The sequence below is a fragment of the Limosilactobacillus sp. genome (assembly GCF_051873075.1).
Taxonomy (GTDB): Bacteria; Bacillota; Bacilli; order Lactobacillales; family Lactobacillaceae; genus Limosilactobacillus.
The window spans coordinates 22736-49719 of record NZ_JBJEEM010000037.1 but is presented as its reverse complement, the minus strand read 5'-3'; the positions used below and the strand labels follow the sequence as shown (position 1 = coordinate 49719).

General features: G+C 51.4%; 25 protein-coding genes. 2 read left to right on the top strand and 23 right to left on the bottom strand.

The genetic code is table 11. From position 1 onward, the window contains the following. Nucleotides 1–179 precede the first annotated feature (179 nt). The 18 genes from ACI31J_RS05005 to ACI31J_RS04920 form a co-directional block, all read right to left on the bottom strand. On the bottom strand, nt 180–1316 hold the full coding sequence (locus ACI31J_RS05005) for a sensor histidine kinase (RefSeq protein WP_439773340.1): 1137 nt from the start codon (nt 1314–1316) through the stop codon (nt 180–182). A gap of 19 nt (nt 1317–1335) precedes the next feature. After that, the gene (locus tag ACI31J_RS05000) at nt 1336–2025 is read right to left on the bottom strand and encodes a response regulator transcription factor (RefSeq protein WP_439773339.1); all 690 of its coding nucleotides are present in this window, start codon (nt 2023–2025) and stop codon (nt 1336–1338) included. Nucleotides 2026–2127: 102 nt separating this feature from the next. Beyond that, on the bottom strand, nt 2128–2697 hold the full coding sequence (locus ACI31J_RS04995) for a hypothetical protein (protein WP_439773338.1): 570 nt from the start codon (nt 2695–2697) through the stop codon (nt 2128–2130). Between the two features lie 143 nt (nt 2698–2840). Beyond that, entirely contained in the window at nt 2841–3983 is a 1143-nt protein-coding gene (gene guaB / locus ACI31J_RS04990) for an IMP dehydrogenase (protein ID WP_439773337.1), read from the bottom strand. An 80-nt stretch (nt 3984–4063) separates the two neighbouring features. Further along, entirely contained in the window at nt 4064–5005 is a 942-nt protein-coding gene (locus ACI31J_RS04985; protein ID WP_439773336.1) for a sugar-binding transcriptional regulator, read from the bottom strand. A gap of 119 nt (nt 5006–5124) precedes the next feature. Continuing rightward, a complete protein-coding gene (gene deoD, locus ACI31J_RS04980) occupies nt 5125–5835 on the bottom strand; it encodes a purine-nucleoside phosphorylase (RefSeq protein WP_439773335.1) in 711 nt (236 codons plus the stop codon). An 18-nt stretch (nt 5836–5853) separates the two neighbouring features. Then, nucleotides 5854–7152: a pyrimidine-nucleoside phosphorylase gene (locus ACI31J_RS04975; RefSeq protein ID WP_439773334.1), complete on the bottom strand. Its 1299-nt coding sequence runs from the start codon at nt 7150–7152 to the stop codon at nt 5854–5856. Between the two features lie 28 nt (nt 7153–7180). After that, nucleotides 7181–8374, bottom strand: coding sequence for a phosphopentomutase (locus ACI31J_RS04970; protein WP_439773333.1), 1194 nt, complete (start codon nt 8372–8374; stop codon nt 7181–7183). A 49-nt stretch (nt 8375–8423) separates the two neighbouring features. Then, nucleotides 8424–9101, bottom strand: coding sequence for a deoxyribose-phosphate aldolase (gene deoC, locus ACI31J_RS04965; protein WP_439773332.1), 678 nt, complete (start codon nt 9099–9101; stop codon nt 8424–8426). A gap of 328 nt (nt 9102–9429) precedes the next feature. After that, nucleotides 9430–10206: a DUF1129 domain-containing protein gene (locus ACI31J_RS04960; RefSeq protein WP_439773331.1), complete on the bottom strand. Its 777-nt coding sequence runs from the start codon at nt 10204–10206 to the stop codon at nt 9430–9432. A gap of 24 nt (nt 10207–10230) precedes the next feature. Continuing rightward, entirely contained in the window at nt 10231–11328 is a 1098-nt protein-coding gene (gene ychF, locus ACI31J_RS04955) for a redox-regulated ATPase YchF (protein ID WP_439773330.1), read from the bottom strand. 78 nt (nt 11329–11406) lie between these two features. Beyond that, entirely contained in the window at nt 11407–11604 is a 198-nt protein-coding gene (locus ACI31J_RS04950) for a DUF951 domain-containing protein (protein ID WP_439773329.1), read from the bottom strand. A 14-nt stretch (nt 11605–11618) separates the two neighbouring features. Continuing rightward, nucleotides 11619–12506 carry a ParB/RepB/Spo0J family partition protein gene (locus ACI31J_RS04945; protein WP_439773328.1) on the bottom strand — a complete coding sequence of 296 codons (888 nt, stop codon included), beginning with the start codon at nt 12504–12506 and terminating at the stop codon, nt 11619–11621. After that, nucleotides 12493–13266, bottom strand: coding sequence for a ParA family protein (locus ACI31J_RS04940; protein ID WP_439773327.1), 774 nt, complete (start codon nt 13264–13266; stop codon nt 12493–12495). The genes ACI31J_RS04945 and ACI31J_RS04940 overlap by 14 nt, the downstream gene beginning before the upstream one ends. A gap of 12 nt (nt 13267–13278) precedes the next feature. Further along, nucleotides 13279–14208 (bottom strand): nucleoid occlusion protein, encoded by a 930-nt coding sequence (locus tag ACI31J_RS04935; RefSeq protein WP_439773326.1) that lies wholly within the window; start codon nt 14206–14208, stop codon nt 13279–13281. Nucleotides 14209–14225: 17 nt separating this feature from the next. Next, nucleotides 14226–14951 carry a 16S rRNA (guanine(527)-N(7))-methyltransferase RsmG gene (gene rsmG / locus ACI31J_RS04930; protein ID WP_439773325.1) on the bottom strand — a complete coding sequence of 242 codons (726 nt, stop codon included), beginning with the start codon at nt 14949–14951 and terminating at the stop codon, nt 14226–14228. A gap of 239 nt (nt 14952–15190) precedes the next feature. Continuing rightward, entirely contained in the window at nt 15191–16099 is a 909-nt protein-coding gene (gene rihC, locus ACI31J_RS04925) for a ribonucleoside hydrolase RihC (protein ID WP_439773324.1), read from the bottom strand. Nucleotides 16100–16179: 80 nt separating this feature from the next. Beyond that, nucleotides 16180–17382, bottom strand: coding sequence for a NupC/NupG family nucleoside CNT transporter (locus ACI31J_RS04920; RefSeq protein ID WP_439773323.1), 1203 nt, complete (start codon nt 17380–17382; stop codon nt 16180–16182). A 477-nt stretch (nt 17383–17859) separates the two neighbouring features. Here ACI31J_RS04920 and ACI31J_RS04915 point away from each other — a divergent pair, with 477 nt between their 5' ends. Then, the gene (locus ACI31J_RS04915; RefSeq protein WP_439773322.1) at nt 17860–18849 is read left to right on the top strand and encodes an aldo/keto reductase; all 990 of its coding nucleotides are present in this window, start codon (nt 17860–17862) and stop codon (nt 18847–18849) included. 545 nt (nt 18850–19394) lie between these two features. On the opposite strand, the gene ACI31J_RS04910 is transcribed toward ACI31J_RS04915, so the two are convergent. From ACI31J_RS04910 to serS, 4 genes are all read right to left on the bottom strand, one after another. Then, nucleotides 19395–20747, bottom strand: a complete 1353-nt coding sequence (locus ACI31J_RS04910; protein ID WP_439773321.1) for an amino acid permease — start codon at nt 20745–20747, stop codon at nt 19395–19397. 302 nt (nt 20748–21049) lie between these two features. After that, entirely contained in the window at nt 21050–21793 is a 744-nt protein-coding gene (locus ACI31J_RS04905; protein WP_439773320.1) for an amino acid ABC transporter ATP-binding protein, read from the bottom strand. A gap of 1 nt (nt 21794) precedes the next feature. Next, nucleotides 21795–23258 (bottom strand): ABC transporter substrate-binding protein/permease, encoded by a 1464-nt coding sequence (locus ACI31J_RS04900; RefSeq protein WP_439773319.1) that lies wholly within the window; start codon nt 23256–23258, stop codon nt 21795–21797. Between the two features lie 361 nt (nt 23259–23619). Then, the gene (gene serS / locus ACI31J_RS04895; RefSeq protein ID WP_439773318.1) at nt 23620–24927 is read right to left on the bottom strand and encodes a serine--tRNA ligase; all 1308 of its coding nucleotides are present in this window, start codon (nt 24925–24927) and stop codon (nt 23620–23622) included. 328 nt (nt 24928–25255) lie between these two features. Here serS and ACI31J_RS04890 point away from each other — a divergent pair, with 328 nt between their 5' ends. Then, nucleotides 25256–26014, top strand: coding sequence for an NADPH-dependent oxidoreductase (locus ACI31J_RS04890; RefSeq protein WP_439773317.1), 759 nt, complete (start codon nt 25256–25258; stop codon nt 26012–26014). Nucleotides 26015–26058: 44 nt separating this feature from the next. Here ACI31J_RS04890 and ACI31J_RS04885 read toward each other — a convergent pair whose 3' ends face one another. After that, nucleotides 26059–26982, bottom strand: a complete 924-nt coding sequence (locus ACI31J_RS04885; protein WP_439773316.1) for an FAD:protein FMN transferase — start codon at nt 26980–26982, stop codon at nt 26059–26061. Nucleotides 26983–26984 lie beyond the last annotated feature (2 nt).

Below are 26984 nucleotides of genomic sequence, written 5' to 3'. Positions count from 1 at the left end.
ATCGTGCTTTTTCTGGATTTATTTGCGCTTTAGCCACAGAATTTCCTCCAATTATCGTCATCTTTTTACTTAATTGATGCGACACAATGCTCTTTCAGTTTAACACACTCCATTTTTAATGAATATAGCGAAATAAAAAGAATGAAGAATTTACGATGAAATTCTTCATTCTTTTTAAACTATTCCTGCCCTTTGGCCTGCTTGAGCGGCAGGGTGACGATGAAGGCCGTCTCGTTTTCATCAGAGGTCACCGTGACCTGGCCGTGGTGAAGATCCACGATGCTCTTGACGATGGCCAGACCGAGTCCAGTCCCGCCGGTTGCCCGGGACCGTGATGCCTCGGCCCGGTAGAACCGTTCGAAGAGGTGGTCCTGTGCCTTTTGGGGGATTGGGGTCCCGTCGTTGGCCACCTTAACGACCACGTTGGCGTTCTCCTGGTGCGCCGTAATCCGAATGTAGCTGGCTCCGTTGCCATACTTGAAGGCGTTGGAAACCAAATTGTTGAAGACCCGCCCCAGTTTCTCGGGGTCCGCTTCAATCATCAACGGATTTGGCACCACCTTAGAAGTGATCTCAATCCCCCGCCGATCTGCCTCCAGAGCAAAACTGGCAGTCAATTGTTCCAGCAACTGGTTGAGGTCTACCCGCATGATGTTGACGGGAGCCCCGTGCTGCTGAACCTTGGTGTATTCGAAGAGGTCATCCACCAGGTTCTTCATCTGCTTGGCCTTCTCGTAGGCAATGTGCGTGTATTTGAGGATATCTTCCTCGTTTTGGTACTGCTTGTCTTCGATCAACCCCAAGTAACCGATGATACTAGTCAGTGGGGTCCGCAGGTCATGACTGACGTTCGTGATCAGCTCATCCTTGGATTTTTCAATCTTGCGCTCATCGTCCATCGACTGGACGGCACTGTCGACCAGCGCGTTGACACTGGTGATCACGTGCTGCTCACTGCCCTTGAGCCGGAAGGGAATTCGGTGGTCGAGGTGGCCCTGAGCAATATAGTGAAGCTCACCGATGATGTGATTCATCAAGTAGAGGTGATAACGCCGTCGCAACCGCCACCAGACCACCCAAACATCGATCAACATTAAGAAGATGATCAGAATTCGCTGGTAGCTCCAGATCTGAGCCTGCATTGGGCCAATCCGCAATGACTGCTTGATCATGAAAATCCCGTTGTTAACCCCCGGGTTGGATTGGATGACGTCCTGAATGATGGTTAGGATCGCCATATTCAAGAGGATCAACAGGACCACGGTAATGACCCCTTCAAAAATCAGTGAACTTTTTTCGCGTCCCGTTAGCTTCACGCCTGAACCCCCTCAATCACTAGTGGTTTTCAATCTTGTAGCCAACGCCCCAGACCGTCTGAATCACTTTTTCACCATTTGTGGCCTCTTCAATCTTGTCCCGCAGGTGGCTGACGTGAACCATCACCGTCTTGGCGGAAACCACGCTCTCCTGTTGCCAAACCCGCTCAAAGATATCGTCAGCAGAGAAGACCCGGTTCGGGTGGCTGGCCAGCAGGTACAAAATCCCGAATTCCAGGGCCGTCAATTGAATCGGGTCCCCCTTGATCGTCTTAACCTCATGGGAATCCTTGTTGATAATCAGCGGCCCCACGTTGAGGACATCTGGTTCGTCATTGGTGACCTCACCCTGACTCCGGCGCAATAGCGACTTGACCCGGGCCATGACTTCCAGCGGGTTGAACGGCTTAGTTACGTAGTCATCCGCACCGCTGATCAGTCCCTGAATCTTATCCATATCGGCCGTCTTGGCAGACAGCACGAGGATCGGAATGTCGGAGTCTTTTCTTACCTGCTTAATTACTTCCATTCCGTCCATCTCCGGCATCATCAAATCAAGAATTACCAGCCCGATGTCCGGATTGGTGTTCAGCTTAGTCAGGGCCTCCTTGCCATTGTAAGCCGCAACCGGCTCATAGCCTTCGTTACGGATGTAAATTTCCAGTAATTGAACAATTTCTTTATCATCATCGACAACTAAAATTTTCATATACGGCCACTCCTTTTTCTACCGGCTGTCTATGTATATCTTATTTATTATAACCAATTTACCCCAGTTCAACCGCTACTAAGCACCGACCTTAAGGAAATCTTAGCGGCTGACACTGACGGCAACGGTCTTCGTCTGCTCACCATCCGTCAAGATCAGGTAGTAGTTGCCTTCCTTCGTAAAGGTGTAGCTGACAGTTCCCGCAGCGGACTGGCCAGGGAATGTCTGCAAAACATTGCCGCTGCCCGCATCGATAATCTGCAACTGGTTCTTAGCCGGGACAGCAAAATTATTCAAGACGGCATGACCATTTTGGTCGAGCTTGAGGTTCTGGTGTTCGGGAGCCGGCAGGTTGCCCTGTTGCTGAGTCCCCTGACGGTTAGGATTAGCTTGGGCAGGTTGGGAACTGCTACTGCTGGAAGCCCGTTGCGCCTTTGACGAAGAGACCTTCGTAACCTGGCGAGGTGCAACCGCCGTCTTCGTGTGGGCAACCCCCACCCCCGAAAAAGCCAGTACCGCCACCACCAACAAGCACCAATTCAGGGCTGGATGGTTCCAAGTCAGCGGACGGGTGCCGCCATGGAGGATGTGCCGGGCCTGCCGAAACCACTGGATTATAAACAGCAGCAGACAAACGATCGCCACGCACAGTAGGATTATTTGATAGTTCAAAATTTTCCCTCCCTTCACGCTTAATCATCAATAGTTATCAAGCTTAGTCTCCTCTTTATTGTACCAGTTTCTGGAAACCGGAACACAACAAAAACCGGTGAGACAGGAATTCTCACCGGCTGATTTAGAATCGATTTAATTGATTACTTGTAGTTTGGTGCGGCCTTGGTAATCTGCACATCATGAGGGTGTGATTCCCGCAGACCGGCGTTAGTAATCTGGACAAATTGAGCGTTGTTGATCAGTGTTGGGATGTCAGGGGCACCGACATAACCCATTCCGGAACGAAGACCACCGTCGATTTGGAAGACGATGTCGGAAACGTCACCTTTGTATTCAACCCGGGCTTCAATCCCTTCTGGAACCAGCTTGTTGGCTTCGTTGACCCCGCCTTGGAAGTAACGGTCTGAGGAACCGTGGGCTTGTGCCATCGCACCGACGGAACCCATTCCCCGGTAAGCCTTGTACTTCTTGCCTTGGTCTTCAAAGACTTCACCAGGTGCTTCGGTGGTTCCGGAAAGCATGCTCCCTAGCATCACGGCATTCCCACCAGCAGCCAGGGCCTTGACAACGTCACCAGAGTACTTGATTCCGCCATCGGCAATAATCGGCTTGCCGTATTCGCGGGCTACAGTAGCAGCATCATAGATCGCGGTGATCTGAGGAACACCGACACCAGCAACTACCCGCGTCGTGCAAATGGAGCCAGGGCCGATGCCGACCTTAACAACATCAACCCCCGCATCAAAGAGGGCTGCGGTTGCTTCACCAGTAGCCACGTTTCCGGCGATCAGGGTAACATCTGGGAAGTGTTCACGAATTTCCTTGATCTTGCGCAGCACACCGGCAGAATGACCATGGGCAGTGTCGATGACGATTGCATCGGCTCCTGCCTTCAGGAGTGCTTCGGCCCGTTCAAAGGTATCACTGGTTACCCCAACGGCAGCGGCACAGAGTAGACGGTTCTGGTCATCAACGGCAGCCTTAGTAGCACTGGCAGGGACGACAACGCTCTTGACGTTGGCAACTTCGCCCGCCTGTGCTTGAATCGACATGTTCTTGTGGACAACCCCAAGGCCACCCTGCAGGGCCATGGCAATCGCCATTGGTCCTTCCGTAACGGTATCCATTCCGGCACTAATCAACGGAATGTGGAGTTTCAGGTTATCAGCTAACTGAGTACTTAAATCAACTTCGTTTGGCAAAACATGACTTTCCGCTGGAATCAGCAAAACATCATCAAATGTTAAACCCTTTTTGGCAAACTTTGTGTCCCAATTTGACATCGATCAAACACGCTCCTTAGTTTTTGATTAGGTCAACTCTACTAGGAATTAGTGCTGAGGTCAATAGCAAAAAGTTAAAATTATCGAGAAAATTCCAGGAGATCGTTCGCACTTTCCTGGTCAATCACCAAGGTATTGGCATATCCTGCCACTAAGGCACCATGAATTGCCGGAACTTTGGCTACATTGGCCGCCACCAGGATACTGTGTTTCTTCTTCTTCAGCTCCTCCAGACGAATCCCGATCGTCCGCTCATTAATGTCGTGATTGACGATCTGGCCCTTGGCATCGATGAACCGGGAGAAGATGTCCCCCACTGCCTCTTCTTGCAAGATTTTCTGTTCCTGCTTGGTGAAGTAACCCAGTTTGAAGAGCAGGGCCGAATCGCGGACCGTTCCGACGGTAAAGATGGCAATATCAGCCTGCTGTCCTAGTTTGAGGATATATTTGATATGGGTATCGTTGGCCACCAGCTCCTTAGTCTGGGCATGGTCAAAGATGACTGGCACGGGCAGGTACTGGGGCAAGGTATTAAAGGCACTGGCAAAGGTGTTAACCGTCTCAAAGGCGTAGTTGCGGGTCGGGGTATTGGCCATCGACCCTTTCATTTGCACAACTTTGATCCCGGAGACGTCCTTGGGGGTGATGTGAAGGGCCACTTGGTAGACCGTTCGTCCCCAGCCGAGGCCAATGATGTCGTTGTTTTTGACGATTTTTTCAATGTAGCGGGCCCCCGCCACGCCAACTTCTTCCAGTGGGTTATCCTTTCCAGGCACAATGATTGCCTGCTTGAGCGCCGGGTACTTGGCCAAGAGTTCTGTCTGCAATTGGTGAAGCGGGGCAAGGGGGTTATGAATCTTGATCGTCACCAGACCCTTATCACGCCCATACTGCAACAGGCGGGAGACCGTTGCTCGGGAAATATCCAACTCACTGGCAATCTCCTGTTGATTAAAGCCGTCCCGGTAGTAGAGGGTTGCTACTTTGAGGGCCAAGGTAATTTTCTTGTTTTCACCATCCATTTTTCAATCCTCCCTGATATGCAAAAACAAGGGTACTGTCACAGGATTGCTGCGCCAGGCCCTTGTTTCCCATTTCGTTAAATTGTAACTGATTGGTCGATAATATTCAAAGAAGAATATTACTTATCCGCAATTGCCGTCTCCAGTGAGATGTTGATCATGTCGTTGAACGTCTTTTCCCGTTCTTCCGCAGTGGTCTTCTCGTCACCAAAGATCAGGTCACTGACGGTCAGGACGGAGAGTGCCCGGAAGTGCAGCTTGGCTGCTAACAGGTACAGGCCGGCAGATTCCATTTCGGTACCGAGAATACCATAGTCACGGAGCTTCTTCATGTCCAATTCATCATTGTAGAAACGATCGGCAGCGAAGATGTCCCCAACCTTCGTATCGATGCCCAGCTTTTCGGCAATGTGGTAGGCAGTGTCCAACAGCTTGAAGTCGGCCAGTGGTGCATAGTGGAAGCCGGGGCCAAAGGTGTTCATCGTTACTGCTGAATCCGTGGAGGAACCCTGGGCCAAGATAACGTCGCGCAGGTGAACATCAGGAGCGATGGCCCCACAAGAGCCAACCCGAATGATGGTCTTAACACCAAAGAACTGAACCAGCTCGTTAATGTAGATGGACATCGATGGGATCCCCATCCCGGAGCCTTGAACGGATACCCGGTGACCCTTGTATTCACCGGTGTAACCGAAGGCGTTCCGGACGGCGTTAACCTGTTTTGCATTGTCCAGGAAGTTTTCCGCAATGTACTTTGCCCGCAGCGGGTCCCCTGGCAGCAATACTACGTCTGCGTAATCGCCCATCTTGGCATTAATGTGTGTACTCATTTTTTATTCCTCCTCAAGTTATTCAATGATTTCATGGATCAGCGTTGGCTTCTCGCCGTGGTCACCGATCTCGATGCTTTCGTCCAGCAGTTTTTCAACGTCGGCAATGTCTTGCCGGTTGCTGTAAATCGTCAGCAGCGGCTCGCCTTCTTCAACTTGATCGCCGAGCTTATGGTGGAGTTCGATCCCTACACTGTAGTCAAGCTGGTCATCGGCCTTCTGGCGACCACCGCCAAGGAGCATGCTGGCGGTGCCGATCTCATCAGCAGCCAAGCGGGTTACCACCCCGGCACGCTTAGCCCGGTATGGAATCCGGTACTTGGCTTGCGGCATAACCTGGTAATCATCCATTACGCGCGGATCGCCGCCTTGAGCGACCACCATCGCACGGAAGCGGTCATAGGCTGTCCCGTCAGTGATCGTCTGCTCAAGCAGTTGTCGGGCAGCGGCTGGATCTTTGGCCTTGCCACCCATTACGACCATGTAGCTGCCCAGAGTCAGAACCAGTTCCGTCAGGTCTGCCGGGCCCTTGCCCTTCAAGACATCGATGGATTCCTCAATCTCCAGGGCGTTCCCAATCTTGTTGCCTAATGGCTGGTTCATGTCAGAAATCACGGCCATGCACTGCAGGCCCGCCTGCTTGCCGATCCCTACCAGGGCGTTGGCCAATGCCCGGGACTGGTCGATGGTCTTCATGAAGGCCCCGGCCCCGGTCTTGACGTCAATCACTAGGGCATCGGTCCCTGAGGCAATCTTCTTGCTCATAATCGAACTGGCGATCAATGGAATGGAGTCCACCGTGTCAGTAACGTCCCGCAGACCGTAAATCTTCTTGTCAGCTGGAGCAACTTCGCCGGTCGCCCCGACGATTGCCAGCTTTTCCTTAGCAACCTGATTGATGAATTCCTGTTCACCCAGTTCCACGTTAAAGCCCGGAATGGCTTCCAACTTGTCCAGCGTGCCGCCGGTGTGGCCGAGCCCCCGGCCCGAAATCATGGGAACCGGAATCCCCGTAGCAGCTACCATTGCGGCTAACGGCAGGCTGACCTTGTCCCCAACCCCACCGGTGGAGTGCTTATCAACCTTGATCCCGGGGATCTGATGCAGGTCAAGCCGTTCCCCAGAATGCATCATTTTCATTGTCAAACTGGTTTGTTCGCTGTTGGTCATCCCCTGAAAGTAGATTGCCATCAGCAGGGCGCTGATCTGGTAATCGGGAATACTGCCGTCAACTACCCCGTCTACGAAGTACTGCAGTTGTTCATCACTCAGGGTGCCGCCGTTTCGCTTGGTGTCGATGATGTCAACCATCCGCATCGCCATCGCTCCTCTCGTTTGGCCTCAGTTAGTCGTTGCTAATTTCCTTGTAGAAACTGGTTCCCCGCACGGAATCAACGTTGAAGTTTTCCAAAATCGTTGCCCCTAAGTCAGAGAAGGTCTTCCGCAATCCCAGGGATTGGTTAGACTTGTTCATCGATGGCGAGTAAACCAGCAATGGGACATTTTCACGCGTGTGGTCGGTACCCCGGAAGCCTGGATCATTACCGTGATCGGCAGTGATCATCAGCAGGTCGTCCGGCTTCATTTCCTTAAGCACCGTCCCCAGGCGCTTATCGAAGTCCATCAGGGCCTGACCGAAGCCCTTTGGATTACGCCGGTGACCGTACATGGCATCAAAGTCCACCAGGTTAGTGAAGCAGAAGCCGGTGAAGTCTTGCTTCATCACTTCGTCAACGTGGTCCATCCCGTCCATGTTGCTTTCGTTGTGGTAACCACGGTCAATCCCCTCGCCGGAGAAGATGTCGTTGATCTTACCAACACCGATTACGTCATAGCCAGCCTCACGAAGCCGGTCCATGTCCGTCTTGCCGATTGGCTTCAGGCTGAAGTCATGACGGTTAGCGGTCCGGGTGAAGTGGTCCTTGTCAGGGCCGACGTATGGCCGCGCGATGATCCGTCCAACGGTGTATTCTGGGCCGTTGACCAGTGTCCGGGCATATTCACAGATCTTGTACAGTTCCTTAACCGGAATAACATCCTCGTGAGCAGCAATCTGCATTACGGAGTCGCCGGAAGTGTAGAGGATCAATTCGCCGGTCTTCATCTGACGCTCACCGTAATCGTGGATGACCTCCGTCCCGGAGTAAGGCTTGTTGACGATCACCTTGCGGCCGGAGAACTTCTCCAGCTTGTCAACGATTTCCTGCGGGAAGCCGTTCGGGAAGGTGGACAAAGGCTTAGTAACCGGCAGACCCATCATCTCCCAGTGACCATCCATACTGTCCTTACCAGCGGAGATCTCCTCCATCTTGCCGTAGTCCCCGATTGCCGGGTCGGCAACTGGTACCCCTTCGATCGGCGTGTCACGGAGGTTGCTGATTCCCATCTTGCCCAGGTTCGGCAATTTCAGGTCGCCCTTGTAGAATTCCCCAACGTGGCCAAGGGTGTCTGAACCAATGTCGTCAAATTTATCGGCATCGTGTGCAGCACCAGTACCAACTGAGTCCATTACAATTACAAATACACGTTTGTATGACATACTAACCCCTCCATCAAGATAATTTTGTTAGCTAAAAATTGCGGCCTACCTAATCCTGCTTAGCAGCTTCTTCAAGGATTTGAACAGAAGCTGAAACACCGAGTCGGTTAGCACCTGCTTCGATCATGTCGTAGGCTTCAGCTAAGCTGTGGATACCACCAGCGGCCTTGATCTTGAAGTCAGGACCAACGGCTTCACGCATCAGCTTGACGTCTTCAGCCTTGGCCCCAGAAGTTGAGAATCCAGTAGAAGTCTTAACGAAGTCCGCACCACCCTTAACGGTCAGCTTGCTTGCCCGGGTCTTTTCTTCATCCGTCAGCAGGCAATTTTCAATGATCACCTTCAGAAGCTTGCCCTTTTCGTGAGTTGCCTCGGCAACAGCCCGGATGTCGTCTTCAACCGCTTGGTCATTGCCACCCTTCAGTTCGCCAATGTTAATGACCATGTCGATTTCGTCAGCACCATCTTCAATGGCCTGCTTAGTTTCAAAGACCTTGCTAGCCGTTGAAGTTGCCCCCAGAGGGAAGCCGATTACGGTACAAGTGTTGATATCGGTTCCTGCAAGGCCTTCATGAACCCGCTTAACCCAGTATGGGTTGATGCAGACAGAAGCGGTGTTGTACTTCCGTGCTTCCGCAACGGTCTTGTCAATCACTTCGGCAGTTGCTTCTGGCTTGAGCATCGTGTGGTCCATGTACTTGGCTAGTTGTGCTTGTGTTAACTTCATAATTGAAATCTCCTTTGAAAATATGTATGCGTTTTCATTTGGCTACGTTTATAGTTTAACAATCTTCTGTACATTTGTCCACATATTTTTTGAACATTTGACCATTTTAATTATTTGCTAATTTCATTTAGATAGTTTCATCAAAATAGTCATAAATTATCAATTTGTTATTGCTCAACTGTGAATTTGCCAAACAAAAAAAGAGACGGGGAAACTTTTTTCTCCGTCTCTTTAGTTTTTAATTTTACATAGTGTAATCGCGGAAACAGGCTAGTTTCACAGCGAAGTGCGTTCCTAATGTCTAAGTACGGAGCGCTTGATACTTGTTTTAGCGCCGGCGGTTGCCGTAGAAACCACCGCTGATGTGGTAACGACGCCGGTAGTAAATATCACCGACAAAGGTAATCACGGCGATTGCCAGGTACCCCCACTGGTTGAGCCGCGGGTTAACCACGTTCGGCAACAGTGATGCCAGCATGTAGACTGCCAGCCAGGCCACCAGTCCGAAGGCCACCGTCAGTACCCGGAACCACATCGGCTTGGTCTGAACCCACTTGCCGTCCTTGTTCTTCGTTGGTTGCAGCTGCATAGCCACGTAGCCAAACAATACCCCACCGAGGATGGCAACCAGCAGGATGGCCGTGATCCCACTGCTACCGGCCCGGCTACTGTGCATTGCCACTGGCGACAGCCAGAACATCAGGCCAAACATGAAGGTGAAGATGCTCAAGAAGATCAGGGCATTATCAATTGCCAGCAACCAGATCGACCGCTTGGTCATGTGTTCCGGTGTCTTTTTAGGGTTCTTCAGTTCCTTGGCGTACTCAGTCGGAGTACCAAAGAGTGCCTTGGCCGTCTTCCCGTTCTTTTGGCCAGTCGCCAATTGTTGGGCCGTCTCCTGCAGCATTTCAGGCTTCTTGTCGCTTTCCACGCCCTGCCGGTCCAACTGCTTGTTCAGCTGGTACATAAATTCTTCATTTTTACGAGTCAAATTGTACTGTTCAAACGCGCTCCCCTGGGCTTGCCGCTGGGCCTTGACATGTTCTTTCTGCCGTTGGCCCGCCGCTGCGTTCCGCGCTTGATTGCGCTCTTGTTCTTCGCTCACGAATAAACTCCTCTCTGTGGTGCATTAGACGTTGAAGCGGAATTCAACAATGTCACCGTCTTGCATTACGTAATCCTTACCTTCAAGCCGCAGTTTCCCGGCTTCCTTGACCGCCGCAGCAGAGCCGAGCTGATCAAGGTCGTCGAAGCTCATTACTTCGGCCCGGATAAAGCCCCGTTCAAAGTCAGAGTGGATAATCCCGGCTGCCTGTGGTGCCTTGGTACCCTTCTTGAAGGTCCAAGCCCGCGTCTCCGGACCACCAGCAGTAAAGAAGGTTTCCAGGCCCAGCAGCTTGTAGGCTGCCCGAATCAACCGGTTCAGCCCCGGTTCCGTGACCCCTTCCATCTCCAGGAAGTCGGCCTTGTCGGCATCATCCATCTCCGCGATCTGCTCTTCGGCAGCGGCAGCCACACCGATGACCTCACCGTCACCCTTAACATGTTCCTTGATCGCGTCCATGTACTTGCTGCTATCTGGATCAGCCATGTCATCTTCGGAAATGTTAGCAACGTAGAGGACTGGCTTGCTGGTCAGCAGGAAGAGACCCTTAACGATCTTCTTCTCGTCGTCGGAAAAGTCGATGGACCGGACACTCTTACCGTCTTCGAGCACTGGCTTGATCTTATTCAAGACGGCCAATTCAGCCAGGGCATCCTTGTCGCGGCCCTTGGCAGCCCGTTGAACCTTGCTCAGGCGCTTGTTGACCGCGTCGAGATCGGCCATGACTAATTCCAGGTTGATCGTATCGATATCTTCGATCGGGTCAACCTTCCCGGAAACCGTGGTGATGTCGTCATCATCAAAGGCCCGGACAACGTGAACGATCGCGTCAGTCTGACGGATATTTTCCAAGAACTTATTACCAAGCCCTTCACCCTTGCTGGCTCCCTTGACGATCCCGGCAATGTCGGTAAATTCGAAGGTGGTTGGGACGATCTTCTTAGCGGGGATCAGCTCCTGGATCCGGTCAAGCCGCTTGTCGGGAACTTCCACCATCCCCACGTTCGGGTCGATCGTGGCGAATGGGTAGTTGGCCATCTCGGCTCCCGCCTTAGTAATTGCGTTAAACAGCGTTGACTTACCGACGTTTGGCAAGCCGACAATTCCTGCAGTTAATGACATGAATAATTCACTTTCCTTTTTTGTTAATCTTTTTTATTTTAAGCTATCTTACCTGATTTGTGATCACTTTATCCGGATTTATTCCGCTGGGTGGGCTTTTTCAATGACCTTTTTGAGGCCCTTGTCGAACTTCTGTCGGGTCATCATTACCACGTGGCCGCAACCCTGACATTGAATCTTGATGTCAGCCCCAACCCGGGTAATCGCCCAACGATTGCTGCCACACGGGTGGGCCTTCTTCATCATGACGATATCGCCCTTATCATAACTAGCCATTGTCATCATTCCTCCTAGTCAAGTGAAATATCAAGCAGTTCCAAAATTCTGGTCAGATCCGCATTTGAGCTGTACGGAATCTCGATCTTCCCGCTGCCGTGCTTCCGGCTTTGAGAAACCGCAACCTTGGTACCAAATTTGCTCTGGAGCTGATCCTCAGCCTCCCGAATATAGACTGGTTTGCGCTGGTGCTTGTGCTGGTCCTTTTCTTTGGCCGTCCCGTTCATCTGGGCAACGATCTTCTCCAACTGCCGAACCGTCAGATTCTGCTTCACCGCCCGGTTCGCCAGCTGGGTCAACTGGTGCTTATTCTTCAAGCCCAAGATAGTACGAGCCTGGCCCATCGACAGCTTGCCCGCGTTCAGGGCCTCCTTGATCGGTGCTGGCAACCCTAGCAGCCGTAGGTAATTGGCAATGTAGGGCCGACTCTTGCCTAATTTAGCTGCAACTTGCGCTTGCGTCAAGGACAGTTTCTCCATCAGCGTCTGGTAGGCCTGGGCCTCTTCAAGGGGTGTCAAGTCCTCTCGCTGCAAGTTTTCCAAGACGGCGATCTCCATCATCTGCTCGTCGCTCATCGTCCGGACAATCGCTGGAATCGTCGCCTGCTTGGCAAGCTTTGACGCCCGGAAGCGCCGTTCACCGGCTACCAGCTCATAGCGTTCCAACTGGGGGTCGGGTTGCCGCAAAATGATCGGCTGAAAGACCCCTGACTTTTCAATCGAGGCGGCCAATTCCTTCAATGCCGCCTGGTCAAAGGTGCGGCGGGGTTGGTAAGGGTTAGCCCGAATGGCCGTCAGCTTGATATCCTGAACCTGCTCCGTCTCATCCGGAGCCGCAATGGTATTTTCTTCAAAGAGGGCTTCGATCCCGCGACCTAGTGCGCCTGTTTTACGCTTTGCCATGTTTTGCCAACACTTCCTTTGCTAGTTGTTCGTACACGTGGGCGCCCGTCGACCGTTTGTCGTAATCAACAATCGCCAGGCCATGACTTGGCGCCTCCGACAGGCGAACATTCCGGGGGATCACCGTCGTATAGACACGATCGCCAAAGGCTTTCCGCACCTCGGCGTTGACTTGTTGGCCGAGATTGGTCCGCTTATCGTACATCGTCAGTAGAACCCCTTCGATCTTCATCTGCGGGTTAAAGTGCCGCTTGACCAGGTTGATCGTGTTCTGTAGCTGGCTCAACCCCTCCAAGGCATAGTACTCGCTCTGGACGGGGATTAGGACTGAATCTGCCGCCGTAAAGGCATTGATCGTCAATAGCCCCAGCGATGGCGGACAATCAATCAGGATAAAGTCGTAATCATCTCGAACCGTGCCGAAAGAGGCCTTCAGCCGGGTCTCCCGTGCCATCAGGTTGGTCAATTCAACCTCCGCCCCCGAGAGGGCAATCGTCGTCGGCGCAATGTCCAGTCCCGGGTGGCTGGAAGCCTTGATGACGTCCTTGAGCATGGTGTCCTCGTCGATCAGTACATCGTAGACGCTCTGTTCGATCTGCCGTTTTTCGATCCCCAAGCCGCTGGTGGCGTTGCCCTGCGGATCAAGGTCGATCAATAATACCCGTTGTCCCAGGTCGGCAAGGCAGGCCCCCAAGTTGACACTGGTCGTGGTCTTCCCAACGCCGCCCTTTTGGTTTGCTAACGCAATTACTGCGCCCATTTTACTGCCTCCTTACTGCTCTTTGGGGATTTCGATGGTCAGCTGGTAGGCATTGCCCGTTTCCTTTTCGCGGGTGGTAACCTTAAAGCCGTTCTCCGTGGCCATCTTGATCGACTTCTTAATCGTATTCAACGCGAGACGTCCATCGGTAACCTTGGCAGTCGCCTTGGAAGGTTTTGCTGGTTTCTTCTTGGCTTTCTTAGCAGACTTTTTCTTGGCAGGTGCTGTAGCTGGACTCGTGGCCTGAGCTGCCTGTTCCTTGGCCAGCTTCTTTTGCTTAGCAACTTCCGATGGCAATGGCCGGTTCAAGATTTTGGCGACCTCGTCTTCCGTCTGACGAACCGTCAGGCGTTCATTGACGATCCGCATCAGCATCGTCCGTTGCTGGTTCTCGTCCAGGTCCAGCAAGGCCCGGCCGTGACGCTCAGAAATCCGATGGTCAAGGATGGCCGTCTGCACGGGGGTAATCAGCTTGAGCAGTCGGAGCTTGTTGGCAACAAAGGACTGGCTCTTTCCCATTCCCTTGGCAAGGGCTGCCTGGGTCAGGTGGTTGAGGTCCATCAGTTGGCGATAGGCCTGGGCCTCCTCCACGGAACTCAGTTGGGCCCGCTGGAGATTCTCAATCAGGGCCAAAGAGGCCGACTCCTCGTCAGTCATCTTCTTGAGGATGGCCGGGGTGGTCTCCCAGCCGAGCAGCTTCATTGCCCGATAGCGCCGCTCACCAGCGATGATCTCGTACTTGGCCGGTTCGTATTCCCGGAGCACGATTGGCTGCAGCAGTCCGTGCTCTTCAATCGTGTGGGCCAACTCGCGGATCTCGTCCTGGTTGAAGACCTTCCGCGGTTGGTAACGGTTAGGAATGATCTGGTCCAGCTTAATGTCGACAACCTTATTCTTATTATTTGTATCACTCTTGCCAAAGTTGAATAGTGAAAATGCCATGTTCTCTCCCCCTGACCCTATTGAATTGGTTTCTTGTTTGGCAATCCTGGCCGCCGTGGGTACTTCGCCGGCGTCGGGGCCGTCTTATCGATCAGGATGATGTTGCGCTCATCATCCGTTCCCGGCAGCACCAGCTTGACCGTCTGGCGAACCTGGCCTCCAAGCTTGGCAATGGCCTTAGCGGCATCCTGCAATTCCTCGGGTGCCGCCAGGGCCTTGTAGGCGATGAACTCACCGCCAACCCGGACCGCCGGGAGGCAAAGTTCGCTCAATACTGACAGGCGCGCCACCGCCCGAGCCGTCACGACGTCGAACTGCTCCCGGTGTGTGCTCTTCTTGGCACTGAACGTTTCCGCCCGGTCATGAACCAGTTTTACATCAGTCAGGCCCAGCGTAGCGACCAATTCATCTAGAAAAGCGATCCGCTTGTTGAGCGAGTCCACGATCGTTACCTTGAGCTGCGGGAAGGCAATCTTCAGCGGCAGCGACGGAAAGCCGGCCCCGGCACCAATATCACACAGGGTCAGCGGCTCAGTCTGCAAGCGCGGCTGTGCCAGGGCCCCAGTGATGGAGTCATAGAAGTGCTTCAGGTAGACCTCGTCCTCGTCAGTGATCCGGGTCAGGTTAACGTGCTTGTTGCTTTCAACCAGCATCCGGTAGTAGGTTGCAAATTGTTCTAATTGTTTAGCGGTCAGCGTGATCCCGTGATCCGCCAACGCCTGTTGAAATTGTTCTGGATTCATCAAATCCTCCTTTCGTGAAACAGCAAAATGTTTCACGTTACCCTACTACTGTACCGTAAAAACGGCCTACTTTCAACCGCCAGCCTTCGTTGACTAGCATTAATATTTCCCGGGAAATACCTGGGTGATTAATATTAAAAGGGCAACCCTGACGACTAGCAGGACTGCCCTTTTGGTTCAGACATTATATATGAAAAAGGCGGCGACCATCAAAGTCGCCAACCCCGCCTAATTAATTTTTATTGCATCTTGCTGACTTCATCCAAGAACCACTTGTTGAAGTATTCAGCGTCGATGTCCAGGCAAACTTCCGCGTTGGTCTTGCCATCGTGGTAGGCACCACGAATGTCACCAACCGTGGCCCCGATTGCTGGGCCTTCAGTTTGAACATCAACCCACATCTTCTTGGTAGTAAATGCTTCTGGATGAAGCAGGTAGAAGATGGTGTTGACATCGTGCATTGGACGCCCTTCATCAGTTCCGTCGTTGTAGTGGGTAATCAAGGCGTGGAGCATTTCACCAGTCTTATTCATCTGTCCCAGACGCTCGATCGTGTCCTTGGTCAAAAGAGCCTTCAAGGTAACATCCAGACCAACCATGACGATAGGAATACCCGCGTTGTACATAATCCGGGCAGCGTCTGGATCGGTGAAGACGTTGAACTCAGCGGCACTGGTCATGTTACCGCCGGACATGGAACCACCCATTGCCACGATCTTCTTGATGTGACTCTTGACCTCTGGGTATTCGCTGAACAGGAGGGCAATGTTGGTGTAAGAACCAGTTGGTACCAAGATGACCTCGTCTTCGGCCATGATGGCATCGTGCAGTGCTTCAACGGCCGTCTTCTTGATTGGCTGACCGTAGTCATCACCAAAGTCATAGCCAGGCATTCCTGATTCACCGTGGATCCGGGCAGCGTCTTCGAATGGCTTGATCAGCGGTTGTTCAGCACCGGCTGCTACCGGGATATCCTTACCAAAGAAGTGGATAATCTTTAAGGCGTTGGCCGTGGTCTTGTCGACCGTGACGTTACCGGCAACTGCCGTAACCAGCTTCAGGTCAATCGATGGGTCGTTAATCGCCATCGTCAAAGCAGCAGCGTCATCAATTCCCGGATCAGTATCCATAATAATCTTAGTAGTCATAATTTGTTCCTCCTTTAGAAATGCAAGCGTTTCCGAAACGGTGGTTAAAAAAAGCAGCCCTTACAAGCTGCTTTTTAGTTTTACCAAACGAACAGACCAACAAAGGCAGCTGACAGAAGTGATACCAAGATACCAGAGAGCAGCAGGTAACCAATGTTTTGGGCGATGTAGTCGTTATCTTCCTTGTTGGCCAGACCCTTGAAGGCACCAATGATCATACCAATAGTACCGAAGTTGGCGAAGGAAGTAACAAAGACCGTCAGAACCGCCTTCAAGTGTTCTGGGTAGTGGTTGATTGAACCAGAAACCTTACCCATAACAACGAATTCGTTCGTAACTAACTTCATACCCATGTTTTGTGCCAAGTCCCATGCTTGGTGAACTGGCAGACCGAGCAGCCAGGAGAATGGGAACATGCAGACACCAAGGATACTTTCAAGTGACAGTGGCTTCCAGATCAGGCCAAGAATCTTGTCGATCAGGGCAGCCAATGCAACGAAGGCAACAACGTTTGCGATGATGATCAGAATCAGTTTACCAGCGCCCAGGATGGAGTCACCCAAGAAGCTGAAGAATGGTTCCTTCTTACCGTTATCATTATTACCAACTTTTTCAATCGTGTCGTCTTCAGGAGCAACCTGAACAGGGTTCAACATACTCGTCGCAATCAAAGCGTTCATGATGTTGATTGGAACAGCGGTTAAGATGTATTGACCAGGCATCATCAGAATGTATGATCCAAGGATTGAGGCAGTAACACAAGACATTGACATCATGGCCAAGGTCAAGTTACGTTCCTTGCTCATCTTCCGAATTTGCATACCAGAAACGGCCAGAACTTCCGTGTTACCTAAGAACATCATTTCAACAGCGAAGAAAGATTCGAACTTAGGCTGACCAGTGATGTATGAGAGTCCACGTCCGATCCACTTAATGATCCATGGCAGGAAACCAATGTAAGTTAAGATGTCGAACAGTGGAACAATCATCAGGATTGGCATAAGAGCGGAACAGATGAAGTTCAAGTTCTTTGGGTTATACCAATTACCTAATGCGAAGACCGTACCCTTTGCAGATACGTCAACGATCCAAACGAAACCGTCGGCAGCAGCCTTAACACCAGCACGACCTGCGGCAGAACCGGTCAGGAACCATGCCAGGATAAGGTTAATAACAACCATGATCGCAACCGTCTTCCAGTTGATGGCCTTACGGTTCTTTGAGAACAGCCAACCGATCGCAAGGAAGACAATCAGACCAATAATATTGATTGCGAGATACATATTTACACCCCTTAATATAAAATACATGCAATTGCTAGCCCGACTATCCAAATTGAACGAATAATTGCTTTGTTAAGTGAGCTAACTTTAAGACATCTTTAGAATATCTTAAATTTTAGTTCCTGTAAAGCACAAATTATTACATCCTTTGTGAAATGATGGCGTTTACAACGTCCAGTAAAGCGCTGTAACGTTTTACTTTCTATATATTCACTGGTCAAACTCGGTAAAAAATTTATTTCACAAAGATTTTCAATTTTGTGGAAGCGCTAACAAATAGTAACAAAAGAATAGAGAAACAGTATGCCTTTCAGTAACCATTTCTCCGCCCCTGCCAAGGACCATCATTATACTTGTTTTTTAAAAAATGATCAATATTGCATTCCTAATCAGAAATTTTGTTCATTTGTTGCATAAAAAAAGATATAATATAACCAACGTCAGAAAGCGCTTTATTCAAGGAGGGTACGATTAATTATGAAAAGTGTAAATTTAGTTAAAGTTGGCCATTCCGACGTCTTAGCAACCCCACTTGGCCTGGGCACCAATGCCGTTGGCGGCTACAATCTCTTCCCAAATCTCAAGGATGATGACGGCCGCGCGCTCGTCCGGGCAGCTTTAGACAACGGAATTAACCTGCTCGACACGGCCTACGTCTATGGGCTGGGGCATTCTGAAGAATTGGTTGGGTCCGTAATGAAAGAATATGACCGCGACAAGATTGTCCTGGCTACCAAAGGCGCCCAGGACTTCTCCAGCGGTGACCAGGTGATCAATAACCGGCCAGAGTTCCTGACTGAACAGGTCAATAAGAGCCTGGAACGACTGGGGACCGATTATATCGATATCTTCTATATTCACTTTCCTGATCATGACACCCCGAAGGCCGAGGCAGTCGGCGCTCTCCAAAAGCTGAAGGAAGCCGGCAAGATTCGAGCAATTGGGATCTCCAACTTTAGCCTTGACCAGATCAAGGAGGCCAACGCGGACGGCTATGTCGATGTCGTGGAGGATGAATTCAGTCTCCTCCACCAGGATCACCTGACCGAAGGAATGCTGGATTACCTGCACGACCACCAGATCAGCTTTGTTCCTTACTTCCCACTGGCTTCTGGCCTGTTGACGGGGAAGTACGACCACAAGGTTGACTTCCCGGCCGATGATATCCGCAGCCAGATTGCGGACTTCAGCGAACCGCGCTTCAGCAAGGTTCTGACGGCGGTAGATGTCGTACGGCCAATTGCCAAGGCCCACCAGGCCACCGTTGCGCAAGTTATCCTAGCATGGTACATGCAGAACCCGCTGATTTCCATGGTCATTCCGGGAGCCAAGCATGACACGCAGGTCAAAGCTAACGCCCGGTCACTGGACATCAAACTGACCGATCTGGAATACCGAACCATTGAACAGGCCTTCGATGGTTTCAAGAACACGACGAGTGGTAAATCGCTAGCCGATCCGGAATAAAATTTCCCGGGAAATTGGGACTGGAGAAAAAGCTGAATTTTTCTCCAGTCCCCCAATCAGTTTTAAAACTAAAAAAGCGGAGACAAATTAATGTCTCCGCGCTTCCGCATGGAAAGGATCGGTCACTGTTAATTGTATCAAGATCCGTTATTGTGTCTCTCTATCTGCAGTTCTTTCGCCTTTTGTGAAGAACCCTTATAGCTTATTATCATTTAGGTTGTAGATATGGCCACTAATTTTTAGCTAACATACTTTTCAAGGAAACTAATATGTTTCGTCTGGAGTGGGGTGTTGTTAATTATCATGTAAAGTCATTTTAATTAACTAACTTCAAAGTAGTTTATTATGAGAAGATGTTCGTATCAAAGGGCCGATCTCTTTCCACACCCTTAGTATAGTATTCCATTTTCAAAACTTCAACCAAACCGCGCCACGATAGGCTTGGTTTCGGTTTCACAAGTTAGACAATTGGCAATTTTTTTACTGTTTGTGCCGTCATTTTTGGACTTTTTTCAGGCAATCCGAACGTTATATTTGACAAAAATTTAATCTTTCTTTTTTGCTAAAAAGTCATAGCTAACGGCTAGCAGGGCAAAAATAACAACGGTAATGATCAGCGGCAGCCGGGTGCTGTCGATAAACAGCAAGATCACCAGCACGGCACAGAAGAAGATAATCGTCAGCCAACTCGTAAAGGGAAAACCAGGCATCTTAAAGAAGGAAACCCCAGCCGGGTGCTGTTGCCGGTATTTGATGTGCGCCCACAGAATGATCAACCAGGTAAAGATAAAGGTAATCGTCGAGATGCTGGCGATCATGTCAAAGACGCCCGCCGGCATGATGTAGTTCAGAATCACCGTAATGAACAGGATCAGTGATGAGAAGGTCAGCGCGTTGTTTGGTACGGCCTTGGCACTCAGCTCACTGAACCGTTTTGGTGCATTGCCACCCCGGGCCAGCGAGTACAGAGACCGGCTGGTACTGAAAATGGCACTGTTAGTGGCCGACATTGCTGCCGTCAGGACCACGAAGTTCAAAATAGCAGCCGCTCCGGGAACCCCGATAGCTGCAAAGACTTGCACAAACGGGCTGGAACTGGTCTTGATTTGGTACCATGGGTAGATTGCCATCATCGCAATCATCGAACCAATGTAGAATAGCCCGATTCGAACTGGTAGGGTGTTAATCGCCTTCGGGATATCCTTTTGAGGATTCTTAGTTTCCCCGGCAGTCAGCCCGACCATCTCAATCCCAACGAAGGCAAAGACCACCATCTGAAATGACATCAGAAAGCCCAGCGGACCGGTTGGGAAAAAGCCTCCGTGACTGACCAGGTTAGTCAGGGTTACCGGCCGCCCGGCCACGGAACTGTGGAAGATGAGCATGATCACGCCAACTGCGATCAGGGCCAGGATGGCAATCACCTTAATCATCGAGAACCAACTCTCAAGCTCACCAAACAACCCGACGTTGACCATGTTGACCAGCATCAATAGGATCACGATGACCAGCGGCCCAACCCATTGCGGCAGGCTTGGGAACCAGTAGCGCAAGTAGATTCCCGTCGCCGTCAAGTCGGCCATCGCCAGGGTCAGCCAGCAGGCCCAGTACATCCACCCGGCCACAAATTCCATTCGATCACCCAAGTACTCCTTTACAGAATCAATGAAGGAGTGCTTGCTGGTGTCGGCTAAAATCAACTCACCAAGCGCCCGCATCATGAAGAAGCAGAAAATCCCTACTATTAAATACGAGAGAATAATTGATGGGCCGGCTTTATGAATCGCAGACCCAGAACCAAGGAATAATCCTGTTCCGATCGCCCCACCGATGGCAATCATGGTGACATGGCGACTCTTCAGTGAGCGCTTCAGTTTCTGTTGCTGTTGTTCGTCCATAAATTTCCCTCCTTGGATATATATTAAGCATGACACGAAAAACGTCCCTGGTACGGCATCTGTACCAGGGACGTTTTTTCAACGCGGTTCCACCCATCTTCATAGTTCCAGTTAGGAACTACCTCTGAGTCGATAGAGGAACCACCCTATTTCATCGATCATGCCATGTGGCTGGACCCGATTCTCAGCATCTATCGGGTTCTCTGGTAACCAACCTTAGAAGTTATTGACCATTATACCGATCTCAGCATAAATGTCAAACGATAAGATCAAAAAGTTGTAAAAAATTCGTTTTCCTTTGACTAGACATTCAGCACTTTATCCAGGAAATTCTTCGTATCTGGATGTTGCGGATGGTCAAAGATCTCTTCCGGCGTTCCTTGTTCACGAATATTGCCATCGTGGAAGAAGACGACCCGGTCGGCCACTTGTTTGGCAAAGCCCATCTCGTGGGTGACCACGATCATGGTCATTCCCTGCTTAGCCAGCTGTTTCATGACCTCCAGCACGTCTCCAACCATTTCGGGGTCGAGGGCACTCGTCGGTTCATCGAAGAGCATCACGTCTGGCTTCATCGCCAGGGCCCGGGCGATCGCCACCCGTTGCTTCTGCCCCCCTGAAAGAGTCCGCGGGTTGACGTTCGCCTTATCGCGCAACCCAACCAAGTCAAGGTAATGCAGGGCCTCCTGTTCGGCTTCCTCCTTGCTGGCCTTGCCCAGCTGCACCGGCGCTAGGGTGATGTTATCCAGCACGGACATGTTAGGAAACAGGTTGAAGTGTTGGAACACCATTCCGATGTTTTCCCGGACCTTGTTGATGTTCACCTTCGGGTCGGCAATATCGTAGCCGTCGACGTAGACGTGCCCGCCGTTGGGTACTTCCAGCCGGTTCAAGCAGCGCAGGAAGGTACTCTTTCCGGAACCGGATGGACCGATCATGCAAACTACCTCACTGGGGGCCACGTTCAGGTTGATCCCTTGGAGGACTTCATTGTTCCCGTAACTCTTGTGCAGGTCTTTAACTTGTACTTTGTATCGTTTATCCATATTAAGCCATCCTCTTCTGAATGTAGTTCGATAACCAAGTCAACAGGGTAATGATGATGATGTAGATGGTCCCAATGATCAGCCACATCTTGAACCCTTCCATGTTCTGCGAAATAATAACGGTCCCGGTTTCGGTCAATTCCATGACCCCAATTGCGGACAGGATCGAGGTATCCTTCAGGGTCATGATGAACTGGTTAACCAGTGACGGTACCATGATCTTCAGCCCTTGTGGGGCAATGACCTTGATCAGTGCCTTGTGGTAAGGCAGTCCCAAACTCCGGGCCGCTTCCCACTGTCCGGGATCGACGGCCTCAAAACCACCCTTGACGATCGCCCCGATGTAGGCACCTTCGTCCAGCATCAAGGTGATGACCCCGGCGACAAACAGCGGTACCTTGTGGCCAATGACGTTTGGTACCCCCATGTAGATGAAGAAGGCCAAAACGATCATTGGCAGGCCCCGGAAGATGTAGATGATCACGCTGGAAACCGCCTGGGCGAACTTGTTCTGCATGATTCCCAGCACCCCGAGGACCAACCCGAAGAGCATCGCGCAGACAATCCCGACAATCGTCAATTCAACGGTCATCCAGAGGCCCCGTAGCAGGGCTTCCCGGTTGGCCTTCAGCAAGCCAAGGATCGTCCGGTCGGCCGTAGCACTCTTGGCGGTCTTGTTGCCCTTGGTGTACTTGTCGATGATCTTCTGCATCCGGCCGGTCTTCTTCAACCAGGTGATTCCGGCGTTGACCTTCTTTTGCATTTCCAGGTTCTTGCCCTTTTGGAAACCGATCGCCACCGGTTGAGCATCGATTGGCTTCTTCGTCACGATCTTCAGCGGCACCCCGGTCTTGATCCCGTATTCGAGGACCGGGCCATCATCGAAGGTCGCAGCGGTGTTGCCGATCTTGACGTCGTTCCACATCGTGTTAGAGGAATCGAAGTACTTGATCTTGTAGCCATACTTCTTCTGGTTATTCTTCAGGAAGAGGGCTGCACTGGTTCCGGACTTGGCCGAAACGGTCTTGCCCTTCAGCTGTTTTAGAGACTTGATGTTGCTATCTTTAGCAACGGCCATCTCGACCCCATCAGTGTAGTAAGGAACGGAGAAGTCGAACTTCTGCTTCCGTTCATCGGTGACACTCATCCCGGCCATCACGGCGTCCACTTGGCCACCTTCAAGGGCTTGGAGGTCACCGTTGAAGCTCATCGGCTTGAGCTTGTACTTGAAGTGCTCGTGTTTGGCAATCGCTCTGAGCATTTCAATTTCAATCCCCGGGTTCTTACCGGAATAGCCGCCCTTGCTGTCCTGAATTTCAAACGGCTCGAAGGTGTTATTCGTCGCGATCGTATACGTCGGCTCGGCAGCGGAGGCAGACTGGGGTTCGACCAGCAACCACCCAACTGCAATTGCGAGAACCGCAAGCCAGCTGGCAAAAATCTTTTTCCAACTTATCCTCCGCATCATAACCGACTCCTTTTTAATCAAATTTTAACGTTGATAATACTCTATCACCCCGGTAAAAATAATTGAATACTTTTAAGCCAACCGTGTGCTTATCCAAGATGAAAGCGGTTAAAATTGATAAATAAAAAGGGGGAACGGCAATATAACTTATTTAAATTAAGGCATTTGAAATGGTCCTTCATTTTTTATAAGAATTTTCTCATTTTGTTTGGGATCAAAAAAACACCCCGGGAATATTTCCCCGGAGTGCCTAATGATTTTTATATAGTAATTGCGGGAAAAACCGCGCTCTTAGTGTCTAACGACGCGAAGCTAGCCTATTATGGAGTGCGCTGGTGCTTTTCCCAACTTTAATTTTTTACTTGTTCAGCTTATTGCGGAATGGTACCGCGTTTTCCTTGGTGATCTTCGTGATTCCGTGCATGTAAGGAACCAGTACTTCTGGGATCGTCACGGAGCCGTCTGCGTTTTGGTAGTTTTCCAAAATAGCGGCAACCGTCCGACCCACTGCCAGACCAGACCCGTTCAAGGTGTGGACGTATTGCAGCTTGCCGTCTTCGTCCCGGTATTGAGTGTGCATCCGCCGTGCTTGGAAGTCCAGGCAGTTTGAGCAGGATGATACTTCCCGGTACTTGTTCTGGGCTGGCATCCACAGTTCGATATCGTGAGTTTCAGAAGCGGTGAAACTCATGTCACTGGTCGTCAGGGTGATGACGTGGTATGGAATGTTGAGCTTCTTCAGAATGTTCTCAGCGTTGCCCGTCATCTTCTCTAATTCATCCCAAGAATCCTCTGGCTTGGTGTACTTAACCATTTCAACCTTATTGAACTGGTGCATCCGGATCAAACCACGGGTGTCCCGACCAGCTGCCCCGGCTTCTGAACGGAAGCATGGGGTCAGGGCCGTAACGTAGACCGGCAGTTCCTCTTCCGGAATGACCTCGCCACGGTAGTAGTTCGTCAATGGAACTTCGGCCGTTGGAATCAAGGTCATGTCCTCGCCGTTAACCTGGTAGACCCCTTCCTTGAACTTCGGGAACTGACCAGTGCCGTACATTGAGTCGGCATTTACAATGTACGGTGGCAGTACTTCGGTGTAGCCGTCCTTCATGTGTTCATCCAGCATGAAGTTGTAAACGGCCCGTTCGAGTTGCGCACCCAAGCCCAGGTAATAGACAAAGCGGGCACCAGAAACCTTGCTGGCCCGGTCAAAGTCCAGGATCCCCAGGTTCTCACCGACGTCCCAGTGGTGCTTTGGTTCGAAGTCAAAGTCACGGATTTGGCCGACCTTCCGCAGTTCAACGGCGCCGTCTTCCGTCAGGCTGACTGGAACACCGTCGTGCGGGATGTTTGGCAAATGAGCCATCTTGTCATGAAGCTCCTGGTCGTTTGCTTCTACTTTTTGGTCCAGTTCCTTGATCTTGTCACCGAGTTCCCGGGTCTGCTTAATCGCCTCATCAGCGGACTCCCCATTGCGCTTGGCCTCACCGATCTGCTTGGAAGCAGCGTTACGCTGGGCCTTCATGGCTTCGGTTTGTTGCAAAAGGTCCCGCCGCTTTTCATCAAGGGCCAACACTTCGTCGATCTCTTCGGCCTTAACGCCCCGGGTCGCCAGCTTTTGCTTAAAGAATTCTGGGTCTTTGCGAATCTTCTTAATATCTAACATTTTATTGCCTCCAATAAAAAGAGCCACTCCGTCCAAAATTTTGGGACGAAATGGCTCTTAGTTCCGCGGTACCACCCAAGTTTGGTATTTCTACCACCCTCGTGATGGATAACGGTCATCGGCCGTGCGGCATTACCCGCCCACGTCATTTTCTGCACCGGAGTTTCGACCGGCCGCTTGCACCACCCGCGGCTTCTCTATGTGGTCTACTTGAAATGCATCCGTGTTTCTTATTGCCATTATCATATTACATCTGATCTTTTTTAGCAACTGTCAACCTTTGCCAATTGTGGTAAAATATAGCTAACAAAAAGTAAGGAGATTCGTTATGATTCACAACTCAACTATCGATCACCAGCTTAATCATCGCTCCATCCGGGCATTTAAGCCCCAGGCACTCAATAAGGAACAGCTAACCACCCTGTACGAGGCTGCCCGCCACACCTCTACCAGCATGTTCATGCAACAGTTCAGCATCCTGCACATCACTGACGAAGACAAGCGGGCCGCAATTCGCCGGATCGGCAACCAGCCCTACATTGGTCAAAACGGTGACTTGCTGATCTTTTTGGTCGACCTCTACCGCAACCAGCAGATCCGGCAAGCAGCCGGCAAGGATGATGGCCGCCTGCACACCACCGATATCTTCCAGCAGGCCGTGGAGGATACCGTCCTAGCAGTTCAAAACACCTTGGTCGCCGCCGAAAGCATGGGCCTTGGCGGGGTGATCCTCGGCTCCATCAAAGACGACCCCATGGAATTAATCCGGGTCCTCGACCTGCCGAAGATGACCTTCCCCCTGCTGGGACTGCAGGTCGGCATCCCGGACCAGGAGCCCCAACTAAAGCCACGCTTGCCACTCGACACGCTGGTAATGGAAAATGACTACCACCGCGACTTCACGGCCAGCGACCTCAAGGACTATGATCAGACCGTCACCCAGTACTATGACCTGCGGGACGCCAACCGCCGGATCGATTCCTTTACCAAACAAATTGCCGGTGCCAAGCTCGACAAGCACGAGACGACCCGCGACAAACTAAGCGCCGCCTTGCAGCAACAGGGACTGGCACTGGATTGGAAATAATATCCATACAAAAAGAGGACTGACGCTCTGTCAGTCCTCTTTATCTATACTCCAACATTTTCAACCGATTCGTCATTATGGATAAAAACTGCCCCGCGGTTGCCCGGCCGTTCCAGCCAGCCAGGGATCGGCTGACCGTTGAAGAAGAGCCGCTTGGCTTCAATCTCCCCCATCACCGACTGGTCGGTAAAGACGGTCACACTGCTTAGGTCAGTGACGAGCGGGTACCCCGTCCGCGGGTCGATCAGGTGGTGGTAGCGATGGCCATCCTTGATCAGGAAACGTTCATAGATCCCCGACGTCACGGCGGAACAGGCGGGCTTTTTAACAACCTCCATGTTTTCCCCGCGGTGAAGCTGGGGATCCTGGACCCCAATCACCCACTGACCGTCGCTGCGGCGTGGTGACGGCCCAACGAAGAGGAGGTTTCCGCCAAGATTAATGATCCCGACAGTGACCCCCTGTTGGGTCCAGAAATCCTTAATGCGATCGGCGATGTAGCCCTTGGCGATCCCGCCGAGGTCCAGCTCCATCCCAGCCTGTTTCAGGTAGACCGTTTGCTTTTGGTCATCGAGTTGCACCTGCCAGGGGTCGATTAGCTGCAGACGCTCCTTAATATCGGCATCGTCCGGGACGTTGGCCCCCTTAAAGCCGATTTTCCAGAGCTTGACCAGCGGACCGATCAAGGCGTTGAAGCCAAAATCTTCCCGGCTGTAGCGGACGGCCAGCTTGACCAGTTCATAGCTGCTTTTCGAGATCGCCACCGGCGCACTGCCCGCCGCGTGGTTGACGTCCATTAACTCCGACTGGTCCCGGTTGACCGTCAGCCGGTCCTCATACCCGTCGACCAGGTCCATCGTGGGCTGAAGAATTTCGGCGGCCGCGTCTCCGTAAACCGTCAGCACAATTCGCGTCCCCAGAGCATAGTGGGTCAGCGTATGCTTCTGGTCAATCAGATTCTCATCCATGA